Here is a 20,752-nt window from a genome sequence, read left to right on the forward strand (position 1 = left end):
TTTGAGTAGTTTATTAATCTTATCTGGTTCGTCTGGAAATAAATCCTGTTTCATAGCATTAAATAAAGCCATTTGCTCTGATTTGGTTAGTTCGCTGAACTCTTCATATACATCTTTCCGCATACTTGAACGCCTCCTTAAACCCCATTTATCAACCCTTTATAAGTATGGTCAAGAAAGCAACAATCTATACGAAAACAGCCTAAAACTAAAAGATTAATCGTGCGATTCCACATGTATAAACTTACGATTTTACAAGTAATAAAGTTATTGAATGTCTCTCCATTTAATTATGGTTCATCTAAACGAAAAAAAAATCCATATCTCTGGTATAGTACGAAATTGTACTTCTGTATCGTATTAGCTTTTATTGAACGGTCTTACTTACTGTCTTATTGGTCATTAAATGAGCACAAATAATTTCCGCATAATTAACAACAAGATACTCCACTTTCTTTTTGAGGAATATCGGCAGATTCAAACAATTTTTGCAATCTGATTCAAAGGCACTAATATTTTTCTGACTATCCCTCTTCGTTAGCTCAAAGGTTCTTTAAGTATTCAATTTCGAAACATATAGAGTTTTTTTTGCCATTTCTACTCAGAAATCACCATTACATATTTCTTCTTAACTACCGGAGAACTTCAATCCTTTATCAAAAAAGAGGTAACAATTTCTCGACTCGGTGTTATAAATTCATTATTCATAGTAATTTTCATCATCGTTAAACCTTGTATCGTCGCAAAATAGAAAAGCGCCATTTCCATGGGATCTCCCTTTTTAAATTGATCTAATATCTGACCTTTTTCAATTAATCGGGCAGTTTGATTGAACATAGCTTTACTCTGCATATTAAGCTGCTGTATTTGAGGAGACAGATTCTCTATTGTTGAGGATTGGTTCATAAGCATTTGAAAATAGGCATACTCATCATCATTATCTAAATCATTTAATATTTCCAATGTTAATTGAAGAATTAACTCAACTGGGGATTCATTGCTTTGAAACTTTTTTATAATTCTTTTTAACCCTTCCACAGCGTAAGTAACTAATTCATTAAATAAGTCTTCTTTCTTTTTATAATGACGATACATTAACCCAATGCTAATTCCCGCTTCTTCTGCAATATCCTTCACACCTGTAGCAGCAAATCCTTTCTTTGCAAAAAGCTTTATTGCTGCAGTGTGGATTTTATTTTTTGTCGCAATCCTCATTGCCTCATATTGCTCTTCTGATCTAGGCAATCTTCTTCTCCCCTTTTTGACCATTCTGTTTCCTGATAATAAGTGCTTTAATCTTTCACATATTTCAAAGACAAAAGATGATGAATACCATTTTTCTTAGATATTTTTTCTGGCATAGACTTTCTCTTGTATTCTTTAAAACCCAACTTTTCATATAACTGTATTGCCGGGATATTAGTATCTGCTACTTCGTCAATCACATAATCATCATATAGTGTGTTATCAATGATATGATGAATGATTTGAGATGCCACACCTTGACCACGAAATTTCTGAGCGGTTCCAACAAACTCAATCGATCCAGTGTTTGTTGGTAAGTGTTCGTAAGGAGCTTCAAATTCCTTTTTCAAAAAAACACTGGCTATGCTTCCTTTAAAGAAACCTAAGTGCTTTCTCAACTCTTTTGAATTTAACCTCACAGAATTACTTTTTCTATCTGTACAAGCCGCAAAACCAGCAATTTCACCATTTACTATTGCTACATAAAATTGGTCTAAAACAAACATATGAGCAAAAGCATTGGCTATAATTTTTTTATCCTTTGAAAAATAACCAAGCCATTGCGTAAAGCCTTCCGCGAAGATTTCTCCCATCTGTTTTCTTACATTTAAATCAGTTTCAGCAGCAGGAATGATTTTAAGATTTTGATAAATTGCCCCCATAGAATAACACCCCTTTTTTAATGAGTGAATATATTTTCATTATAAAACAAAAAGGCTACATTGTGAATCCCATAATCTTGTGGATTTACGAAGCTTTGCCCCCTTTGGCTAACTCTTTTTCTAAAAGGGTTTTTGTCTTAAAAGATTATTCCGTTAAAGAGACAGATTCTTCTGGAATCTTGTATAATAAAATCAATAGTTTTTTTCAATTAAAGATAGAGGGTATAAAAATGGATAATGAAACCGCTAAAAATATTAGAGAAAGTTTAACGGCTGATTGTACAAAGTGCTTTGGACTTTGCTGTACAGCACTTAATATCGTAGCATCAAGTGATTTTCGGATTAACAAACCGGCAGGTACTCCTTGTAGGAATTTGCAGTCTGATTACAGTTGCCAAATTCATAGTCAGTTAAGCGATAAAGGATTCAAAGGCTGTACAGTATTTGATTGTTTGGGTGCTGGACAAGTCGTTTCTCAAGTTACTTTTAACGGTCAGAGTTGGCGAGAAAACCCTGACATTGGGGAGAAAATGTTTCAAGTGTTTCCCATCATGGAGCAAATTCATGAAATGATTGCCTACGTGGCAGAAGCTCTGTCTTACGATATACCGGATAATTTAGCTGATCAGTTGAGGAAACAGTTAAAGGAATTGCAGGATTTAACGAAGTTGGACGCAGATAATTTATTGTCACTTGATTTGGTGATTTACCGATTTTCTTTAAATGAACTGCTTACTTCAGCGAGTGATTTTGTTAGGAGAAATACCATTGATAAAATGCCTGGTGATCGAAAAATTAGAGAGTTTGACCATGGAAGAGCTGATTGGATGGGCAAAAAATTAAAGGGAAAAGATTTAAGAGCAACTGATTTTAGGGGAGCCTATTTAATTGCTGCGGATATGAGAAATACGGATTTAGGGGCAGTCAATTTTATTGGTGCGGATTTGCGAGATGTTAATTTCAGTGGCGCTGATCTGTCAACCAGTATGTTTTTGACCCAAATGCAAATTAATTCGACCAAAGGTGATGTAAAGACCATATTACCCTCTCATATACATCGACCTTCTCATTGGATGAATTAATCTTGTTCATGTTTGTTTATTAACAGAGCCTTTTTGAAGATGGTTTTACTATCAGTCTTATTCAAGAAAATGGCGCTTTATCGGAAGAACACTACATAAATGATCAAACTTTTTTATAACAAATACTTCAAAAAAAAGCCCATTTTGATCAATCTTTATTTCAAAATAGGCTTTTTAAGTTAACACAAAATATGGTTTTCGAGATATTTCTTGATCAAACTTTAATCTAAACCACCAGATATATTTTAATCTAGATACAGGCTTTCTATTTCAATATGTGTACTAATAAAGTATATACACTAAATTAATTTACCATTGTAGGTTCGACAATATCTTTTCTTCGATAAACGTTCAGAATAAGGCCTAGTAGTGCAGAGTAAACTAGCAACATGCTTCCTCCATAACTAATAAACGGCAGGGGTACTACCATAATTGGGACGATTCCAAGACCCATTAGAATGTTCCAACAGGCTGGAACAATAAATAATGCAGCCCCACCGATTACTAATAATCTGCCGAATACATCCTTTGTTTTAAAAGCATTTAATGAAATCCGCAAAATAAATACAAAGAGAAGTAGACAAAGGATTATTCCGAATGCCCAGCCAAGAGCATAGACAAGAAATGGGAATACCAAATCTGTATGTGCTTCAGCGAGCTTTAGATCATTGTAAAGTCCCTTGCCGAACCAACCAGCCTCTGTAAGGATATCTTTCAGTGGTATGAGGGTATCTGAGAGAAAGCTATTAGGGAAATAAAGGATCATTGTACTAATGAAAATGATACCTATAAGCAAATTACCCACGGCTACTTTAATGGCAAATTGTTTATGAACATAAGAAAAAACATACATCGCTAATACGCAAAAAAAGTATATTATACTAAACATAAATTGTGGGACCATGATGTAGAGAATGACTGGAGTCCAAAATAGGATTAATAGCATTCCTTGTTTTTTCCAACCCTTAAACTCATTGATTTTGGCAAAAATGCCGGCCCACGCTAAGAAAAATAAAAATAAGGATATAGCTGGACCATCAATCGTCATACCCCCGAAAGAAATCCATCTTTTTGCTCCGTTAAGCTCCATGCCAACTAAAAAAGTTGCGAAAAACAGGATTAAGCCACCTCCATAAAAATACATCCACAAATTTTTCAGTTTCCTGTAATCAAAGAATAGAAATCCTATGAGAGCAAGAATTGCAAGCACGAGCCAGACTACTTGTTTTTTCATTAAAGAAATGCTAGGTTCTGAAAAACCACCAATCAGTGGAAGAAAACTAATGCCCGCAAGAATGACAAATAAAACAATAAGGAGCCAATCCGTTCTCGGTTTATGAAGATGATTCATGTTTTTACCAACGGTAGAGGGATCTCCCATTTCCTCCATTGCCTTTTTATCCGCATCCTTTATAGATACTCCCCTCTCTTGAAAGGATTGGCTGAGCTCTTCCATATGATTACTAAGCTCCTTTTTGATCATACTGTGAGCTTCCTTGGATTTCACTTGAGAGATGACTTTACTTAAATATTCCTCAAATTTGGAAGAACTCATAAAGAAGCCTCCTCAATTAAATAGTTCAGTGATGCGCATTGTTTAGAACCTCTATACTCCCAAGAAGCTACATATTTTTTTCCTTTTGTAGTTAGAGAATAGTATTTCCTGTCTTCAATCCAGTTGGAAGTAATGATTTTCTTATTTTCAAGTAGATGTAAAAGGATATAAAGCTGGCCTTCATTGCTTTTGAAGCTAAGCTCTTTTTTTCGAAATAGTTGAGTGGAAATATCGTACCCATGCTTAGCTCCATCTTGCAGTGACTCTAATATATTTTTTAGGGTTTCTACTTTCCAGTAATGAAGTTCTAGGTGAGATTGTTTCCTACGGATCGTTTCTTTCACCGCATTTTTTCTCTCCTCGGAAAAAGAAAGACCTGCAAAATCTTTTTTTATAGAATTCTTTAAGTTATAGAATGGATCGTCCATGATTAAACCTCCTTTTTCATCTTGTTCTTTAATAATTCTCTGGCATGCTTTAATCTAGTTTTTAATGTATTACGATTGACACCCGTAATCTTGCTGATATTTGCTAATGAAAGCTCCTCGTAGTAATGTAAAAAGGCAACTTCCCTGTATTTTACTGGTAAATCCATCACAGCGCTTGTTAAACTGTCCGCTACATTTCTTGAGATTATTTCCTCTTCCACATGTTTTGACTTGGATGGGATATGGTCCCAAATTTTATCGCTGAATTTTATTTTACGATAATGCCAACTACGCAAGTAATCCTTACAATGATTAATGGCAATTCGATATAGCCACGTTTTTATTGATGACTTATGATTAAACTGACCTAGTTTTTCATAGCACTTAATAAATATCTCTTGTGTTAAATCCTCAGCTGTCGTTCGATTCTTCACATATGAAAAAACAAGATGCAGTACATCATCGCTGTAGTTATCCATTAATTGGCCGATAATTTGTTCAGTATTTTCTATATTATTAACATTTATTGCTATTTTTTCATCAGCCATCTAAGCTTCACCCCTATCACCCATTTTAGACGAAGCAAGTATCATTTTGGTTTGGAAAAATTTAAGGGAAAGTAAAGGAAATATTTATGTTTATATTGGAATTGAAATTTTAAACCTTCATCTTTGGCGTTTGAATTATTTGTACGACTGTACTAAAATAAGTACATGCGTAAAAAAAGTAAATCAACTAACCAAAAAGAAATGTCATTCATTGAAAAAGCCCGTAGAGCTCAAATTGTGGAATGTGCAATTGAAACAATTGCAGAAATAGGTTACGCTCAAGCCTCTTTAGGAAAAATTGCAAAACGTGCAAATATCAGTAAGGGGGTTATTTCTTATCACTTTGCAAATAAAGAGGAATTATTGGAGCAAATACCTATCGAATACTATTTAGCTTGGCAAGCCTATATTTCTCCAAGAATAGAAGCTCAAAAATCTCCTAAAGAAATGCTTCAGGTGTATATTGAATCCAACCTTACATTTATAGATGAAAATCGTCAGCATGTGTTCGCTGTTATAGAAACGGTTTCTAATAAGAGAACTACTGATGGTAAACTTCAGTTTGCAGCAGACCATGATGAAGCTATTTTACTTCCAATTGAAAATATTCTTACCCTAGGGATGCAAAAAGGAGTTTTCAGAGAATTTACCAGATCATCAGCAAGGGTGATGGCGTTAACAATAAGAAGTGCCATTGACGGGTTCACCCTTGAATTAACGAGGAAGCCTCATTTGGATGTTCAGCAATATACGAGAGAATTGGTTACAATCTTCGATAAATCAACTAAAAAGTAAGTGGTCACTTAGGAGGATGATTATGATTTACTATGAGGTACTTTGTTATAGTTGTAGACAAGTATTCAGAGTATACGAAGGTTCACTAAACTATAAACTATTTAAGGAAAATAGGAGTAAAATTTTTTGTTGCGAAGATTGTAGTCATAAGATACGCATTGATGCTATCAAAAATTTCTTTAGGTAACCTAAAGGGACTTTCCTTGTCTTAGAGGCGGAATGAGAAGATACGTCAAACTAATAACTTCCATATTTAGGAAGAAAAAAAGACTAGGACTCTAACATTCCCCTAGTCTTTTTGGTATTTGTAGTTATGGTTCTATTAACATAATCAGTCGAAACATTTTCAAATCACGGGTTTGTGCTTTTATTAATTCCTAGAATATATTTTATACTAAGTAAGTCACTTTTTTGAAATAAAGGTAAATTTAAACATATTCAATGATAAAAATAGTTTAATATTTAATCAATGACAGTAATCCTCTTTTCATAATATCTTACACTATATACCCCGTCTTCATTAACAGAGGAAGAGGTATTTTTGCAAAATATAAAATTAAAAACATCTTACTAATAAACCGTCCGTACTTTTTGGAATAATAATTTCCCTACTGATTTTTTGTATATAATTTAATAAACATTTGTATTCAAAACGTACTTTTATAAACGTAATGTGGTTTTGATTTAAATGATTAACATTTAGCGGAATAGATGATTTTTCAATAGATAAAGTGTTCACTAAAAATAAGGAGATATGGCATGTATTGGAATGAAGCTAAAAAGCTTTATTGTTCCATCAACTTAATATCTTCACCGTTTTTAGACTTAACACTAAGCCCTTCCCCTTTTGTTAATTTTGCTCTAGACGTTAATTCTCCAAATTGAGTAAATCTAATCTTTTCTCTATACTCCTGGGTTGCCCTTAATGTTAAACTTTCTTGCCTGTTTCTAAGACCTGTTACGTAAAGAAGGAGTGAGTATGCCTAACAAAATAAATTATTATTAGCACCTCATTCACTTCCTTGCTGCTTCTTCTTTTCCTTTGCAAAAATATAAAACAAGTACAATCCAATGAGGCTATAAGTAATGAACATGCCAATGATTAGCTTACTAGATTCAGATAGCGCCGTTTCCTTAAGTAAAATATCTGGTAAGAACAGTGCGAGTAAAACAACTGGAATAATGATCGTTTTGCTCCATATGGAGAAGGCGATGATGAGTATGAATATAACGCTCCCCAACACAATACTGCCGATTTCTCCAAAGTTGACGATCGGTGTGTCTATCATTGTATCCAAAAATAGTACTAATAGATAAAACAGCATGCTAACGATGATTGGTAACGATAAGATGATTATTTCCTTTGTGACGGATGTCTGTTTTCTTGACGTATATTTGAATACAATGGAAACACCCATAATAAATAGCAAGGTATAAACAATGATTCCAATGATATTAAATAGACTATAAGCGAGTACTCCGTTATCAAGTAAATCTCCGAATATGGTAAAAGCAATCGGTCCCAGCAAGACAAGTGGAAAGTACTTTGCCCATGACGCAAGATCTGGTTTCATTTCACCTGAAATACTCTCCATATAGGCACTTGGGGAGTCTCCTACAATTTGGTCAATCGATTTACCATTTGCTTCTGCTTCTATTAGATGATCTTCGAGTTCTGTAGTAATCTCCTTAATTTCGTTGAGGTTTTTTCCACTTGATAGTAAATAGATATGCAAGTCCTCAAGAAATTTTCTACTCTTCTGTGTTAATGCCATCAGTTCCACCTCCACTATTCCATTTCTTTTTTTAGGACGGCATTGACGCTTTTCTCTAGCTGTTGCCACCTCAGGATAAATTCTGCTAATGCCTGCTTGCCTTCTTTTGTAAGAGAATAGTATTTTCGCTGTGGTCCAGCTGTCGATGCTCTGCGAACAGAAGTGACTAATCCTTCTCTTTGCATGCGCATGAGTAGCGGATAGATCGTCCCTTCACTCACCGCATCAAAGCCATAATCACCTAGCCGTTCAGCCATTTCATAGCCATAGCACTCATTACCATCAATAATCGCTAACAGACAGCCATCGATAATTCCCTTCATCATTTGTGTTTGCGACATTTCTTTTCCACCCATTTCACTATCTTGTTTTACAAGGTATAGGAACAGTATAAAAGATACTATCTTGTAAAACAAGGGTTATATTATTTATTTTTCAATAAAAGCGTCTCTAAATCAAACGTTTGTTAAACAATTACCCTTTTTCCCTCTATCTATACAGATATCAATTGGATATTATATTACAAAACTTGGGCTATCGTATCTAAATGAAAAATTAGGTCCTTCTGACATTTATACATAACCAATAGAACGATACACTTTTAGTACGTGCAATTATTAAAGGAGATGAAGGATATGAATGGAAAGAAAAAACGGTCCCTCAGTGTGGCGATACTTATGACTGCCATGCTTATGGCTCCAGGTGCAGCATTTGGACATGGTTATGTCGAGCAACAACCTTCTCGTGCCCTTCTATGTGCACAAGGTGTCAATGAAAATTGTGGCGGAGTTCAGTATGAACCACAATCAACCGAAACAACAAAAGGTTTTCCTGAAGCAGGTTTAGCAGATGGCCAATTTGCTTCTGCCAATGGGATATTTCCTGAATTGGACGAACAATCCGAAACGCGATGGGCAAAAGTCGATATGGATGCAGGGGAGCAAACATTTACATGGCATTTAACTGCTGCTCACTCAACAGCCAAATGGCATTATTACATAACAAAAGAAGATTGGGACCCTAATGCACCCTTAACACGGGATCAATTTGAATTAACCCCTTTCTTTGAAGAAAATGATCATGGGGCAGTCCCAGGCTCAACCGTTTCACATGAAGTAACCGTACCTGAGCGTGAAGGCTATCATGTGATCTTAGCTGTATGGGATGTGGCGAATACAAGTAACGCCTTTTATCATGTGATTGATGCCGAATTCTCTGGTGAAAATAATATACCTACACCCGAACCTGATCCTGAGCCAACACCTGAACCGGAAGAACCAAGCACAGACCCAGAACCCGAAACTCCTATTGAAGGCGATACTTGGCAGACAGACACTATTTATGTAGAAGGGGATCGTGTAATTTATAACGGTTTAACATATGAGGCACAGTGGTGGACAAAAGGGGATCAACCTGATAAATCGAGTGTGTGGCAACTTATCAGCGAAGCGGAAAACCGTGAATGGAATAGCGAAGTCATTTACTATGGTGGTGACCAAGTACTGTTTAATGGGCAACTTTTTAAGGCTAAATGGTGGTCAAAAGGGGACGTGCCAGGTGAATCTAGTGTCTGGGAAGAAATTTAAGTAGGTGAATCACTTATTGCTCTCCTAATTATACAAGAGAAGTTGTGTGGGCAGTTCTCATTTGCCCACACTTCTTTTTTCATTTGGCGAAACCGCCTATGTGGACATCTCATTCCTCTTATCTACCAGCTTGCACTGTCTCTCTTCCTTCATTATGGGAGGATCCTTATAATGAAAATGAAAAGAACATAAAGACTAACCACTATCCACGCCCACATTCTCCTAATTCCAGCTGTATATTGAAGACCTATACCCACGAGGATAAGTTCCCATATAAAGAATACTTCGAGTAAATGTAGCGGACTTGACACGTCACTGTTAAACAAATAACCAATACTTGTTACCATAATTAAGCCATCACTACCAACTAGGGCTTGAATAATGACATTCAAGACATCACCAAAAGTCGTTACAATGACAATATATGTATACATGGAAAATAATTGTGTAAAGGTTGCACCTGTTTTGACCACTTTTGTTATGACCCAAATTATTAAGCTCACAACTGTTATAAAAAATATGGGACCAAATAAACTGGCAATAGAGATTGGTACGATACTTAGCCACATACCTCCCATTTCATCCAAACCGACTTCAGAAAATATACTGGATTCTACGTAAAATGCACCGAAAAACATATGAATAAAGGATAAAATAAAGACAATAAATAAGGCACTTTTCACCTTTGGTGTTTGCTTTAACTGTTTAAAGAGCATAGACGGCTCTGATACTAGTGCTTTTAAATCGTTCCACATCACGGTTCCTCCTCTAACAAAAAGAAGTGCAGCTTATCTACTACACTTCTTCTAATTATTCATAACGCAATGATTCAATAGGGTCGAGCTTTGATGCTTTACTTGCAGGTAATATCCCAAAGATGACACCGATTAGCATAGAGAATAGCATGCCTCCAGCAATAACTTGCCAGCTCATGAGAGACGGCCAATCCGCAAATAGACTAATTAATGTTGTCACACCCCAACCAAGCAGAATACCGACTACACCACCAATGAAAGTAAGTGTAATTGACTCTATGAGGAATTGAGTTAATACTTGCTGTCTCGTTGCGCCTAACGCTTTTCTTATGCCAATTTCACGCGTACGCTCTGTGACAGAGACAAGCATGATATTCATGACGCCAATTCCACCGACAAATAATGAGATCCCGGCAATACTACCAATAATCATCGTCATAATTGTTGTGACCTGACCGAGTCCTTCAGCGATTTCTTCCATATTTAACACTTGGTATGCTTCTTCCGTGTTATAGCGATTGTTCATTAGAGAGGCTGCTTTCTCTCCTGCCTGCTGTAGATCATCTGCCGAATCAGTCTGTAATGTCACTTGCGATATATCACTACTGCCATAAATCGTTAACCAAGTCGAACTAGGCAAGTATACTTCCATACTACCGAAGGAGAAAATCCCTGTTGGTTTTTCTAGCACACCAATAATTTCAACCGGTTGAGCACCAAGGCGAATCACCTCACCCACTGCTGCTTCTCCTTCAAATAGCTCTTCCTGAAGTGATTGACTAACAATAACTGCCCGTTTTCCACTTAAGAAATCTGCTGTTGTAAAACCTCTTCCATCTGATAGATTTAACGGGTTCAATTGAAAATAAGATTCGTTAATCCCCATTAAAGTTGCTTCTATCTGCTGATCTCGAAACTGAACAGGGCCGAATTCTAAGCTTGACGCAACGACCCTTTTCACTTCATCAATTTCCTCTAAAGCGCGAATATCCTCTTGTGAAAAAGCCGAGGCATACAATGCATTGGGATTGGCCATTATCTCTTCATCTGACGGTTGATAAAATAAATCAACCGTATTTCCCGGGCCTGTGAGTTGTGATTTCAACATGGCTTCCCCGCCCTGACCAATAGCAACAACAATAATAACAGAGCCAACACCGATAATGATCCCTATCATTGTAAGAATGGAACGCAGCTTATGTGCCATTAACGAACTAAGTGCCATTTTTATACTTTCAAGAAGGCTCAAAGTCATCGCCTCCCTACTTGGCGCTCATTTTCGACAATGATACCATCGCGGACGAGAATTCTACGACTCGCATAAGCGGCGATTTCCGGTTCATGTGTTACCGTTACAATCGTAGTACCTTCTTTATTTAGTTGGGTAAAAAGTTCCATAATATTTTCACTCGTTTTTGTATCGAGCGCGCCAGTCGGTTCATCAGCCAAGATCAACTTCGGTTCGTTCACAAGTGCACGGGCGATGGCTACCCGTTGCTTCTGTCCGCCTGATAACAAACTCGGAAGCTGTTCCATCCGGTCTTCTAAACCTACCTTAATGAGCGCCCGCTCAGCTTTAGCCATTCTTTCCTTCTTATTCAGACCACTATAGATCATCGGTAGTTCAACATTTTTTAAAGCCGTCAGCCTTGGTAGTAAGTGAAATTGTTGAAAAACAAAACCAATGGACCGATTTCTAATTTTCGCTAGTTCCACTTCAGAATATTGCGATATATCTTCACCGTCTAGTTGATAGGTTCCATTCGTCGGTCGGTCTAGACAACCAATAATATTCATTAATGTCGATTTTCCAGAACCAGACGGACCCATAATTGCGAGTGACTCTCCATTTTCAATCGTTAAGTCAATGCTTTGTAAAATATCGACCATTTCATCGCCTATCTGGTAAGATTTTGTGATTTCTCGTAAATGAATCATTCGACTTCCACTTCCAAGCCATCACTCAATTCATCAGAAGGATTAGTAATCACATCATCTTCAGCTATTAAACCATCTAATATCTCTATCTTTTCACCAGTGGCAACGCCTACACTCACGTCTTGACGATGAGCTTTTCCATCTTTTAAAAGATATACATAAGATTCACCATCGGCAGATAACACAGACTCAGATGGGACAGTAAGTGCCTTCTTACTACTTGTCTCCACTTCAATAATTAATTGGAATCCTGTGCGCAGTTCAGTAATATCATCTTCAATTTCAACTGTCATTCCATATTGCGCTGGGGTCGCTTCACCAGCAACAGACTGGTTGTTTTCATCTGGCATTAAACCGATGAAATTAACCTTCCCCTTCCATTCTTTATCAGGTAATACATCTGTCCGAATCGTCGCTTTCATCTCTTTCTCGACCTTTAAAGACTCAAATTCTGATAAAACCCCTCGGGCTACCATTTCATCCGTATTACCAATATGGATGACTGGCTGCTGAGTCATTGAATCCGTTGGTTGGTCTTCATTCACTTGTAAAATTGTTCCGTCTAATTTACTTTTTATCTCTAAATCTTTTTGTTGTGCTTCTATTTCTTTCTTTTCTAGAAGTAACTGACGAACATCTAAATTTGCCATTCTTAAATCTAATTGCAGTTGATCTCTTTCCGGTGCTATTTGCTTAGTGGCTTCTTTTTTGCCGACTTGATCACGCAATTCCTTTTCTTGGTCTGAGAGTCGATCTAATTGTTTGTCCACTTGATTGATTCGTAAATAACCAGATTCAATCTGTAAACTCAACCTTTCAAGCTCCATCGCCACTCGTGTATCATCATACTTGGCGACAGCCGTACCTTTTTCAACAGCATCGCCTTCCTTTACAAGGATTTCAGCAATTTCTTCGCCTTCTACACCAGGATACACTTTCTGTTCATTTTTCAAAGATAATGTACCTGGCACAATTAACGTATCTGTAATTACTTCATTCTCAGCATTTGCAGTCGTTACAGAAGGTCCTTTCGCAAAAGCTTGATGATAGACGCTAGCGCCTATCATCACCAAAACTACACTTATCACTCCAACAATGATCCAAGTTTTTTTCTTCATATTTATCTTAGACCGCCGTAGAAGTAACTAATGCGAAAATCATACTAATAATAAAGAAGGCAATGGCCACACCGTATGCAACACCTTTACTTAATCCCGCCACTTTATGCAAACCTAAACCGACAAGGATTGTTTGCCAGATGGAGAAAACTTCAATACTCGCCCAAACACTCGTAGCTTCTGCATTTAATACAGATGCTAAACTCGTCACATTTAACTCTGGGTTGCCACCAATTATCATACGAATGACACCATTCAAGATGAGTCCAATGACACTGATAACCAGAATGTATGTATTCATTGAGAAAAGCTGCTTAAATGACATATCAGAACTGGCAATTTTACAAATTAATAGATAAATAGCTGAAGAAATTAATACCGTAAAAATGGGTGTAATGATGCCCATAATTACAAACCCAATCAGTGAAATCATATACACCATGTCTTGCTCAGCTGAAGATAACTCATCAATTCCAAGATAAGCCGGGTCCATCGATAAAGCCATAATAATCATACCGACCGTAAATAATAAAGTTACGAATAATAGTGGTACCCAAATTTTTGGACGTTGCTTAATCCGCTCAAATTGCTCTGATGGATTGGCAATCATCCCAAATAAACGCGGTTTCTTTGGTTCCTCCACCTCATGCTTTAATTCAGCTTCCATAAAAAAATCTCCCCTTTTTATAAACTTGCTACAATAATGTATACGTGGTGGCAATTGTAAAGTTTCATTTTTTTGGTAAATATTTTTAATAAAGACGCTGAATATTAACCTATGTTTCGCTCATATCATTAGCAAAGAAATAAAATTGAATAGAAGGAGATTGAAATGGAGTGGAAGATAAGAGAGAACGCTTAAAAGAAGAGCCATTTAGTTTTCAAATAATGAAAAATCAATCAGTTGTGATTTCCTACAACCATAAAGTCATAAAAACAATCAATGGAAAAGAAGCGGCGAAGTTCATAAATAAGATCGAGAACGAAGAGGGAAACATTCAATTATTGTTGGCAAAACTCACAGGTAACTTTAAACGAGGAAATGAAAGGTTGAGTAAGGAGCATCCAAAACAGCAGTAGGGTAACGCCCTTTTTAGGGTGCCTGATGAGATGTTTCATCAGGCACTCTATTTAAAGGATAAGCTTACTAATATAGAAAAGCTTGATTCGAGTACATGAGTTTTTTGTGGCGCTCTTATTGTTCATGCCTAATTTGAGAGCGCCGTATCTAGTTTTACGATGGCATCAATGTCCCATTCTGATTTGAGAGACCGCAATTCACTTCCATGTAATACTCTTAAACCGGATCCCCCGTGCAAGAGCAATGTTTCACATTTTTACATAAAGACATTTAACCTCATTATTGCTCATCATAGTATTCCCCGGCAGTTTGCTCAGCATTAAATGTCCAATTTACACGAAGTTGATCACCTTGAAATTGATTTTGATCTTGTCCATTATCAACAAATTCGAATAACACAAACATTTTTTCTTTCTCCCCTGCTAGGATACCATCGGGTATTTGTCCACCGCCAACGAATGTATCGATAGCCGTTAAATCTGGCTCTGTATTCGATAATTCTGCCAATGTAGTTTCGACAACAGGGACTGTTGCGCTGCTTGTATTATACATAATCGTTACTTTGATATGTTCAGCGAAGTCTTCTACATTATCCCCATTTGCATCCACTACAGAGTAATCTGTTTGTAGCAGAACTTTATGAATATCTAATGTACCATTATTCTCTAAAGTGAATTCTCGATAGATTTCATCACCTGGCTTGATATTATCAATATTCACAACAAAATCCGGATTTACAGCTAAATCTAGTGTTCCTGCTGCAAAAGTATTTTCAGTGGCAAAACTATCACTAAAATAAGCATAAGTGCCTCCGGTAATTAATGATAATCCAAGTGCAGCTGTCATCAGATTCTTTTTTGTTAACTTAAAATTTAATCCCATGTAAACATTCCTCCTAATATATGTTTCACTTCCCCTTAGTAGAGAAGAGAATTACTGCGTATATACCTCTTTTGGTTTTCTCTCCCCTGGTTGCACAAAGGCAGAGAAGAGTAAAATGATGCCTGGAATAATCATTAATAATGCGGCTCCTGCTTTTGTTTGTGCGGTATGCAGAACATAGCCTAGATAGGGGATAGTCACACCTGCATATTCCCCAACCACATGATGTGCTGGGACTTCCCATCTATCAACAGCGTCATTATTATCACCTTTAGTCTTATACGTAATTGCCCCATCTTTTAAAGATGTTTCTACTATTCTATGTGTGATAAGGATCTCATCAAGTTTGAAAGTAATAATATCTCCTGTTTGATAGGTTTGATTTTCTTCTGTTCTGTTAATCGCTATCACTGAACCTGTTTTAAATAATGGCTCCATTGATCCAGAAAGCACTGTTTTAACCTGGTATCCAAAGAGATTGGGTTCATTACCGGTGAATCGAGCAAAAAGCATAATAAATAATAAAACACAGATAAGCAGAAATAGTAGATTACCAATTAAGCGCAGTGTCCATTTTGCTAGACTTAACAATATGAATGACTCTCCTTTCATAAAAAACTTCATCGTTTTTCTCTGCTACCAATAATATAACTGAAATATCTGATAAATAAATTGGGTTATTTTTATCTGTAAATAGACCTAATAAAGCGTGCGATTCCTATAGAAGATGATAGAGTTGAGAGTCCAAAGTCGGGTTTTATTAACCCAATCGCTAACATATTGACGTAGTATTAAATTTTCAGAATAATTGTAATTGTTTACAGAAAATGAATATGAGGTGATTGTTTTGAAGAAGAAAAATTTTACTAAGAAAGTGATTTTACCCACTGCATTAGCCTTGTCCGTCACATTCACGGGGTTTTCTCCATTGTCCACATATGCAGCGATTCAAACAGAGACCAATGAAGTCATCTGGCAAGCACCGAAAGGATTAAATAAAGAGGAGGTTGTACAAGCTTATTTACAGGACCAATTAAAAGATCAGCCCCAACCTAAAGCGCGTTCAAGTAAAATGAATGTGAATCAATTTAAGATCATTGATGAACAGGTTGATAAACAAATAGGAACAACTCATATGAAAACCGTTGAGCAAATTAACGGGGTCCCAGTTTACGGCTCAGGCCAAACAATTTCACTAGATGAGAACTTAAATGTTTATGCTTCTATCGGAGAAGTAAATAACGAGTTAGTAAAAGTAAATATCAATACAACACCTACTATTACTAAGGAAGAGGCAGAGTCTCAGGCGAAAGCTGCGATAGAAAATGAAATTGGTGCGATAAAAGATTATGATGGCATTGAAACAGATCTGATGGTATTTCCAAAGAATGATGAATACCATCTGACCTATTTAGTTAAAGCCTCCACTTCTATTCCTGAGCCTGGTTACTTCCATTATTTTATTGATGCGCATACGGGTGAAGTACAACATCACTTTAATGCCCTTCATTCTGCGGAGCCGGAAACAGAAACTGTCAGTGCTCGTGGATTAGACTTATTAGGAAAAATGCAAAATTTCAATGCGACAAAGAATATGGAAACGGGTAAAACCCATTTATATTCATTAGAAACTGTCAAAAATCGTTCAGTACCCATTCATACGTATGATGCACAAAGAATGGGTGAAACGCCTTTTATCCTTTTGTCTGCCTTACTAGGATTTACAGGTTTTGAAGTAGAGACAGCGTCTAACTTCTTCTACGATCCAGCAGCTATTTCTGCCCAACAAAACTCGATAAAGGTAAACAAATACTATCAAAACGTACATGATCGTAATAGCTTAGATAACGATGGTATGAAGATTATTAGCACCGTGCACATTGGTGATAAGTGGAATAACGCAGCGTGGAACGGGAAACAAATGCTTTATGGAGACGGTGATGGTTCATACTTCAGTTCACTAGCAGGGGCACTTGATGTTGCAGGACATGAAATGACACATGGCGTGATAACAAATACAGCTAATTTAACGTATGAAGGTGAATCAGGCGCACTAAATGAATCCATTGCTGATATTTTCGGTGTGTTAGCAGAGAATCATTCCAAAGCTGAAGAAGATAAAAATTGGGTAATAGGGGAAGATGTATACACTCCTAATATCCCAGGTGATGGAGGGCTTCGCTCCCTAGAGAACCCGAAAGACAACTCACTTCACCCGAACTATGGGATGAAAGATAATGCTTATCCTGACCATTATGATGATCGCTATTTAGGAGAGTTAGATAAAGGTGGCGTCCATATTAATAGTAGCATTAACAATAAAGCAGCCTACCTTATTGCAGAGGGTGGAGATCATTACGGTACGACAGTTAATGGAATAGGATCAGATAAATTAGGCAAAATTCTTTATAAAGCATTAACAGTCTATTTAGTACCATCATCTAATTTTTCCGAGATGAGAGAAGCTATGGTGCAATCTGCACGTGATTTATATCCTGATAGAAATGGAGAACCTTCCGCTGAAACAGCTGCTGTAATGGCTGCCTACGATTCAATTGGAGTATTAGAATAAACATTGAATCTTGTAAGCTGAGTGGTAATCATAACGAACAAACACTATGAATAATAGTCTTTGTTCGTTTTTTTGTGGAAATGACTAGCGTTCAAATTGCGTTGTGCCTTAGGGCCATTTTAGGTTCCCACTCATATTTGGGGGGTTTTCTGATTTATAGACTGGACCTAGAATAGCTCACACACCCTATTTGCCTGGCTTTCGTTTCCGGATTTGAAATTCGAATGACGTGCAAAACGCTTTTGCTGTTCGGCTTTCATTTCGAGTTTTTCCTCTGAGTGACCAATCTTTTTTCTGTCTTTCCTGCGTATACGCCTCTTGGATGTAATTACCTACCTTTTGCTCTCTTTTGCGCGTATATACCTAATGCACGCAGTTCTTTACCTTTTCTTACTCTTTTTTGCGTGTAAACCCCTCTTGCACGCAATTCTCTCTCTTTTTTTACTCTTTTTTGCGCGTAAACGCCTCTTGCACGCAATTCTCTCTCTTTTTTTACTCTTTTTTGCGCGTAAACGCCTCTTGCACGCAATTCTTTACCCTTTTCTTGCTCTCTTTTGCGCGTAAACACCTCTTTCACGCAATTCCCTATCTTTTTTTACTCTCTTTTGCGCGTAAACCCCTCTTTCACGCAATTCTCTATCTTTTTTTACTCTCTTTTGCGCGTAAACCCCTCTTTCACGCAATTCTTTACCCTTTTCTTGCTCTCTTTTGCGCGTAAACCACTCTTGAACGCAATTCCCTATCCTTTTTTACTCTTTTTTGCGCGTAAACCCCTCTTTCACGCAATTCTCTCTCTTTTTTTACTCTCTTTTGCGCGTAAACACCTCTTGCACGCAATTCCCTATCTTTTTTGCTCTTTTTTGCGCGTAAACCCCTCTTGCACGCAATTCTCTCTCTTTTTTTACTCTCTTTTGCGCGTAAACACCTCTTTCACGCAATTCCCTATCTTTTTTGCTCTTTTTTGCGCGTAAACCCCTCTTGCACGCAATTCCCTCTCTTTTTTTACTCTTTTTTGCAACGCGTATACAAGACTTTCGCTCATTCTCAGCTGTGTTCCTCCTGTTTACTATTTTCTTGTTTATAACCTAAGAATATTTCTCTACGCCTATCAGACAAAACACCCATTAAAGTTAGAATATTAAAAATAATATACCAATTCAATAAATCTATATTACAATTGTATACATTAATCATTAAATAGATCTAGGGGGTAAGTACCATTGTCAGTAGGCCATATTATTAAATTTTATAGAGAAAAAGAAGGTATGACTCAATCACAATTAGGTGACGGTATTTGTACCGCAACACATGTGAGTAAAATTGAGAATGGTAAAACCGATTATTCATTAGAAATTATTCAATTGTTTTCGCAAAAGTTACAAATTGATTTACAAAAAGAAAGTGAAAAGTTCGAGGAAATCGAAAAAACATTGCATTCTTTCAATGAAGCTTTGATCTTGAATAAGATTAAACAGGTAGAGTCTTACCGAAGAATTTTAAATAATATACCGTACTTATTATCTACAAAGTATGCCTATTTTTATCAACTGGTAATGTTACGATATTGGTTCGTAAAGGAAGAGAAAAAGGACATTGATGCCCTCTTAGGTTCTTTAGACAAGGTAGAAGCATGGATGAATCCTTATGAAAAAAACTTTTTACTTCATATGAAAGGATGGCATCTCATCCGCTATTCTTCTAAAAAAGATGATCATTATGAAGCCATGGCTATTTTCAATAAAATCCAGATTGCCTATTACCCAAATGAGGAATTCTATTATCATTTAGCACTTGCTTATCAATATGTAGGCAGACAAGTAATGGCATACATGTATGCAGAAAAGGCGTTAAAATACTATAAAGAAATCAATAATTACGCTGATGCAATTAAGGCGGAGTCCTTATTGTTATTACACATATCTGAAGACCCTTATATCGATGTGAAACCTATGTATAACCGATTAATTTATGCGTGTGAATTAATTAATGATAATGACAAAAAAGGGATGTTACTGAACAATCTTGGAAACACGCTTCTCAGAAGAAAAGAATATAATGAAGCTTATCAATACCTGAAGGAATCTATACGCCTATGTAATAAAAAAGGTAAAGTCTACATTCATCGCCTTTTCAATTATATTCTCGTTGCAGTTGAAGGCCATTTAAGTAGTAAAAAAACCTTAAGAAAAAATATTATCGAAGGACAAAGAATAGCACTAGAACTAGAAGAAGATGTTTTTATACACCTTTTCAAATTATTGGAGTATAAATTAGAAGATGAACAAGACAAATACCAACTATACTTAGCAGAAAAGGCATTCCCATATTTCAAAGAACATCAACACTTTGCCTTAATGAAGTCATCTTTGAAGGAATTAGTCGAGATGAACCAAATGAATTCTTCCCCTCAGCTAACAAGTGAATTATTAGAAGAAGCTGTTCAGCTTATTTAATTTTCAAGTGGCACTATAACTGTAAAAAATTTCATCTCCTGGTATCTTATCAAGCTGCACGACAAACAAGAGATTGAAAGTTTTAATAAACAAAGGAAATGAAGTATTTTAAACGAATACCTAAAAAGATAAAAATATACAACACTTCTATTCCATATAGATTATTTTGTAGAAAGTGAGACCCCCATTATCTTTCTATTATTCGAAAGGAGTTTGAAGCATTCTTGCATAATCCAATTTGATTTACCCCTAAAAATCCAACTTTAGATGAACAAAA

Annotated in this window: 23 protein-coding genes and 1 pseudogene; 7 read left to right on the forward strand and 17 right to left on the reverse strand. The window is 36.4% G+C overall.

Annotated elements, in window-relative coordinates:
• From LCM23_RS23065 to LCM23_RS23075, 3 genes and pseudogenes are all read right to left on the reverse strand, one after another.
• A pseudogene (locus tag LCM23_RS23065) lies at positions 1 to 123 on the reverse strand (IS1595 family transposase); the annotation flags it as partial.
• A gap of 522 nt (positions 124 to 645) precedes the next feature.
• On the reverse strand, positions 646 to 1,245 hold the full coding sequence (locus LCM23_RS23070; protein ID WP_224938936.1) for a TetR/AcrR family transcriptional regulator: 600 nt from the start codon (positions 1,243 to 1,245) through the stop codon (positions 646 to 648).
• Between the two features lie 47 nt (positions 1,246 to 1,292).
• The gene (locus LCM23_RS23075) at positions 1,293 to 1,907 is read right to left on the reverse strand and encodes a GNAT family N-acetyltransferase (protein WP_224938937.1); all 615 of its coding nucleotides are present in this window, start codon (positions 1,905 to 1,907) and stop codon (positions 1,293 to 1,295) included.
• Positions 1,908 to 2,137: 230 nt separating this feature from the next.
• On the opposite strand from LCM23_RS23075, the gene LCM23_RS23080 reads away from it, so the two are divergent.
• Positions 2,138 to 2,989 carry a pentapeptide repeat-containing protein gene (locus LCM23_RS23080; protein ID WP_224938938.1) on the forward strand — a complete coding sequence of 284 codons (852 nt, stop codon included), beginning with the start codon at positions 2,138 to 2,140 and terminating at the stop codon, positions 2,987 to 2,989.
• Between the two features lie 304 nt (positions 2,990 to 3,293).
• Here LCM23_RS23080 and LCM23_RS23085 read toward each other — a convergent pair whose 3' ends face one another.
• The 3 genes from LCM23_RS23085 to LCM23_RS23095 are packed head-to-tail and all read right to left on the reverse strand — an operon-like array spanning position 3,294 to position 5,520.
• Positions 3,294 to 4,544, reverse strand: a complete 1,251-nt coding sequence (locus tag LCM23_RS23085) for an FtsW/RodA/SpoVE family cell cycle protein (protein ID WP_224938939.1) — start codon at positions 4,542 to 4,544, stop codon at positions 3,294 to 3,296.
• Positions 4,541 to 4,972: a PadR family transcriptional regulator gene (locus LCM23_RS23090; RefSeq protein WP_224938940.1), complete on the reverse strand. Its 432-nt coding sequence runs from the start codon at positions 4,970 to 4,972 to the stop codon at positions 4,541 to 4,543. The genes LCM23_RS23085 and LCM23_RS23090 overlap by 4 nt, the downstream gene beginning before the upstream one ends.
• 2 nt (positions 4,973 to 4,974) lie before the next feature.
• Entirely contained in the window at positions 4,975 to 5,520 is a 546-nt protein-coding gene (locus LCM23_RS23095) for a sigma-70 family RNA polymerase sigma factor (protein ID WP_224938941.1), read from the reverse strand.
• 165 nt (positions 5,521 to 5,685) lie between these two features.
• On the opposite strand from LCM23_RS23095, the gene LCM23_RS23100 reads away from it, so the two are divergent.
• Both LCM23_RS23100 and LCM23_RS23105 read left to right on the forward strand, forming a co-directional pair.
• A complete protein-coding gene (locus tag LCM23_RS23100) occupies positions 5,686 to 6,315 on the forward strand; it encodes a TetR/AcrR family transcriptional regulator (protein ID WP_224938942.1) in 630 nt (209 codons plus the stop codon).
• A gap of 22 nt (positions 6,316 to 6,337) precedes the next feature.
• The gene (locus LCM23_RS23105) at positions 6,338 to 6,502 is read left to right on the forward strand and encodes a DUF2197 domain-containing protein (protein ID WP_224938943.1); all 165 of its coding nucleotides are present in this window, start codon (positions 6,338 to 6,340) and stop codon (positions 6,500 to 6,502) included.
• An 823-nt stretch (positions 6,503 to 7,325) separates the two neighbouring features.
• Here the strand turns inward: LCM23_RS23105 and LCM23_RS23110 are convergent.
• Both LCM23_RS23110 and LCM23_RS23115 read right to left on the reverse strand, forming a co-directional pair.
• On the reverse strand, positions 7,326 to 8,090 hold the full coding sequence (locus LCM23_RS23110) for an HAAS domain-containing protein (protein ID WP_224938944.1): 765 nt from the start codon (positions 8,088 to 8,090) through the stop codon (positions 7,326 to 7,328).
• A 14-nt stretch (positions 8,091 to 8,104) separates the two neighbouring features.
• Positions 8,105 to 8,431 carry a PadR family transcriptional regulator gene (locus LCM23_RS23115; protein ID WP_224938945.1) on the reverse strand — a complete coding sequence of 109 codons (327 nt, stop codon included), beginning with the start codon at positions 8,429 to 8,431 and terminating at the stop codon, positions 8,105 to 8,107.
• 294 nt (positions 8,432 to 8,725) lie between these two features.
• On the opposite strand from LCM23_RS23115, the gene LCM23_RS23120 reads away from it, so the two are divergent.
• Entirely contained in the window at positions 8,726 to 9,676 is a 951-nt protein-coding gene (locus LCM23_RS23120; RefSeq protein ID WP_224938946.1) for a lytic polysaccharide monooxygenase, read from the forward strand.
• Positions 9,677 to 9,828: 152 nt separating this feature from the next.
• Here the strand turns inward: LCM23_RS23120 and LCM23_RS23125 are convergent, their stop codons facing one another.
• The 5 genes from LCM23_RS23125 to LCM23_RS23145 are packed head-to-tail and all read right to left on the reverse strand — an operon-like array spanning position 9,829 to position 14,154.
• Positions 9,829 to 10,431, reverse strand: a complete 603-nt coding sequence (locus LCM23_RS23125; RefSeq protein ID WP_224938947.1) for a YIP1 family protein — start codon at positions 10,429 to 10,431, stop codon at positions 9,829 to 9,831.
• A 55-nt stretch (positions 10,432 to 10,486) separates the two neighbouring features.
• Complete coding sequence (locus tag LCM23_RS23130; protein ID WP_224938948.1) at positions 10,487 to 11,680, reverse strand: ABC transporter permease; 1,194 nt, start codon at positions 11,678 to 11,680, stop codon at positions 10,487 to 10,489.
• Between the two features lie 2 nt (positions 11,681 to 11,682).
• The gene (locus LCM23_RS23135; RefSeq protein ID WP_095370626.1) at positions 11,683 to 12,369 is read right to left on the reverse strand and encodes an ABC transporter ATP-binding protein; all 687 of its coding nucleotides are present in this window, start codon (positions 12,367 to 12,369) and stop codon (positions 11,683 to 11,685) included.
• Positions 12,366 to 13,487, reverse strand: a complete 1,122-nt coding sequence (locus LCM23_RS23140) for an efflux RND transporter periplasmic adaptor subunit (RefSeq protein ID WP_224938949.1) — start codon at positions 13,485 to 13,487, stop codon at positions 12,366 to 12,368. The genes LCM23_RS23135 and LCM23_RS23140 overlap by 4 nt, the downstream gene beginning before the upstream one ends.
• Positions 13,488 to 13,494: 7 nt before the next feature.
• Positions 13,495 to 14,154, reverse strand: a complete 660-nt coding sequence (locus LCM23_RS23145; protein ID WP_224938950.1) for a Yip1 family protein — start codon at positions 14,152 to 14,154, stop codon at positions 13,495 to 13,497.
• Positions 14,155 to 14,375: 221 nt separating this feature from the next.
• Here LCM23_RS23145 and LCM23_RS23150 point away from each other — a divergent pair, with 221 nt between their 5' ends.
• On the forward strand, positions 14,376 to 14,567 hold the full coding sequence (locus tag LCM23_RS23150; protein ID WP_224939011.1) for a hypothetical protein: 192 nt from the start codon (positions 14,376 to 14,378) through the stop codon (positions 14,565 to 14,567).
• A gap of 280 nt (positions 14,568 to 14,847) precedes the next feature.
• Here LCM23_RS23150 and LCM23_RS23155 read toward each other — a convergent pair whose 3' ends face one another.
• Positions 14,848 to 15,450 (reverse strand): TasA family protein, encoded by a 603-nt coding sequence (locus LCM23_RS23155; protein WP_224938951.1) that lies wholly within the window; start codon positions 15,448 to 15,450, stop codon positions 14,848 to 14,850.
• Positions 15,451 to 15,501: 51 nt separating this feature from the next.
• Positions 15,502 to 16,062: a signal peptidase I SipW gene (gene sipW / locus LCM23_RS23160; protein WP_404826636.1), complete on the reverse strand. Its 561-nt coding sequence runs from the start codon at positions 16,060 to 16,062 to the stop codon at positions 15,502 to 15,504.
• A gap of 235 nt (positions 16,063 to 16,297) precedes the next feature.
• Between sipW and LCM23_RS23165 the strand changes: the two genes are divergently transcribed.
• Entirely contained in the window at positions 16,298 to 18,022 is a 1,725-nt protein-coding gene (locus tag LCM23_RS23165) for a M4 family metallopeptidase (RefSeq protein ID WP_224938953.1), read from the forward strand.
• 328 nt (positions 18,023 to 18,350) lie between these two features.
• Here the strand turns inward: LCM23_RS23165 and LCM23_RS23170 are convergent, their stop codons facing one another.
• Both LCM23_RS23170 and LCM23_RS23175 read right to left on the reverse strand, forming a co-directional pair.
• Entirely contained in the window at positions 18,351 to 18,599 is a 249-nt protein-coding gene (locus tag LCM23_RS23170; protein WP_224938954.1) for a hypothetical protein, read from the reverse strand.
• Positions 18,600 to 18,923: 324 nt separating this feature from the next.
• Positions 18,924 to 19,064 carry a hypothetical protein gene (locus LCM23_RS23175; protein ID WP_224938955.1) on the reverse strand — a complete coding sequence of 47 codons (141 nt, stop codon included), beginning with the start codon at positions 19,062 to 19,064 and terminating at the stop codon, positions 18,924 to 18,926.
• Between the two features lie 178 nt (positions 19,065 to 19,242).
• Here LCM23_RS23175 and LCM23_RS23180 point away from each other — a divergent pair, with 178 nt between their 5' ends.
• Positions 19,243 to 20,475: a helix-turn-helix domain-containing protein gene (locus tag LCM23_RS23180; RefSeq protein WP_224938956.1), complete on the forward strand. Its 1,233-nt coding sequence runs from the start codon at positions 19,243 to 19,245 to the stop codon at positions 20,473 to 20,475.
• The last annotated feature ends 277 nt before the right edge of the window (positions 20,476 to 20,752 follow it).

The organism is Cytobacillus kochii, from assembly GCF_020171845.1.
Lineage (GTDB): Bacteria > Bacillota > Bacilli > Bacillales > Cytobacillaceae > Cytobacillus > Cytobacillus kochii.

Excerpts from the sequence above, each read along its gene's own strand:
- LCM23_RS23075 (WP_224938937.1), bottom strand. The coding sequence starts at position 1,907 with ATGGGGGCAATTTATCAAAATCTTAAAATCATTCCTGCTGCTGAAACT.
- LCM23_RS23080 (WP_224938938.1), top strand. The coding sequence starts at position 2,138 with ATGGATAATGAAACCGCTAAAAATATTAGAGAAAGTTTAACGGCTGAT.
- LCM23_RS23085 (WP_224938939.1), bottom strand. The coding sequence starts at position 4,544 with ATGAGTTCTTCCAAATTTGAGGAATATTTAAGTAAAGTCATCTCTCAA.
- LCM23_RS23090 (WP_224938940.1), bottom strand. The coding sequence starts at position 4,972 with ATGGACGATCCATTCTATAACTTAAAGAATTCTATAAAAAAAGATTTT.
- LCM23_RS23095 (WP_224938941.1), bottom strand. The coding sequence starts at position 5,520 with ATGGCTGATGAAAAAATAGCAATAAATGTTAATAATATAGAAAATACT.
- LCM23_RS23100 (WP_224938942.1), top strand. The coding sequence starts at position 5,686 with ATGCGTAAAAAAAGTAAATCAACTAACCAAAAAGAAATGTCATTCATT.
- LCM23_RS23105 (WP_224938943.1), top strand. The coding sequence starts at position 6,338 with ATGATTTACTATGAGGTACTTTGTTATAGTTGTAGACAAGTATTCAGA.
- LCM23_RS23110 (WP_224938944.1), bottom strand. The coding sequence starts at position 8,090 with ATGGCATTAACACAGAAGAGTAGAAAATTTCTTGAGGACTTGCATATC.
- LCM23_RS23115 (WP_224938945.1), bottom strand. The coding sequence starts at position 8,431 with ATGTCGCAAACACAAATGATGAAGGGAATTATCGATGGCTGTCTGTTA.
- LCM23_RS23120 (WP_224938946.1), top strand. The coding sequence starts at position 8,726 with ATGAATGGAAAGAAAAAACGGTCCCTCAGTGTGGCGATACTTATGACT.
- LCM23_RS23125 (WP_224938947.1), bottom strand. The coding sequence starts at position 10,431 with ATGTGGAACGATTTAAAAGCACTAGTATCAGAGCCGTCTATGCTCTTT.
- LCM23_RS23135 (WP_095370626.1), bottom strand. The coding sequence starts at position 12,369 with ATGATTCATTTACGAGAAATCACAAAATCTTACCAGATAGGCGATGAA.
- LCM23_RS23140 (WP_224938949.1), bottom strand. The coding sequence starts at position 13,487 with ATGAAGAAAAAAACTTGGATCATTGTTGGAGTGATAAGTGTAGTTTTG.
- LCM23_RS23145 (WP_224938950.1), bottom strand. The coding sequence starts at position 14,154 with ATGGAAGCTGAATTAAAGCATGAGGTGGAGGAACCAAAGAAACCGCGT.
- LCM23_RS23150 (WP_224939011.1), top strand. The coding sequence starts at position 14,376 with ATGAAAAATCAATCAGTTGTGATTTCCTACAACCATAAAGTCATAAAA.
- LCM23_RS23155 (WP_224938951.1), bottom strand. The coding sequence starts at position 15,450 with ATGGGATTAAATTTTAAGTTAACAAAAAAGAATCTGATGACAGCTGCA.
- sipW (WP_404826636.1), bottom strand. The coding sequence starts at position 16,062 with ATGAAAGGAGAGTCATTCATATTGTTAAGTCTAGCAAAATGGACACTG.
- LCM23_RS23175 (WP_224938955.1), bottom strand. The coding sequence starts at position 19,064 with ATGAGCGAAAGTCTTGTATACGCGTTGCAAAAAAGAGTAAAAAAAGAG.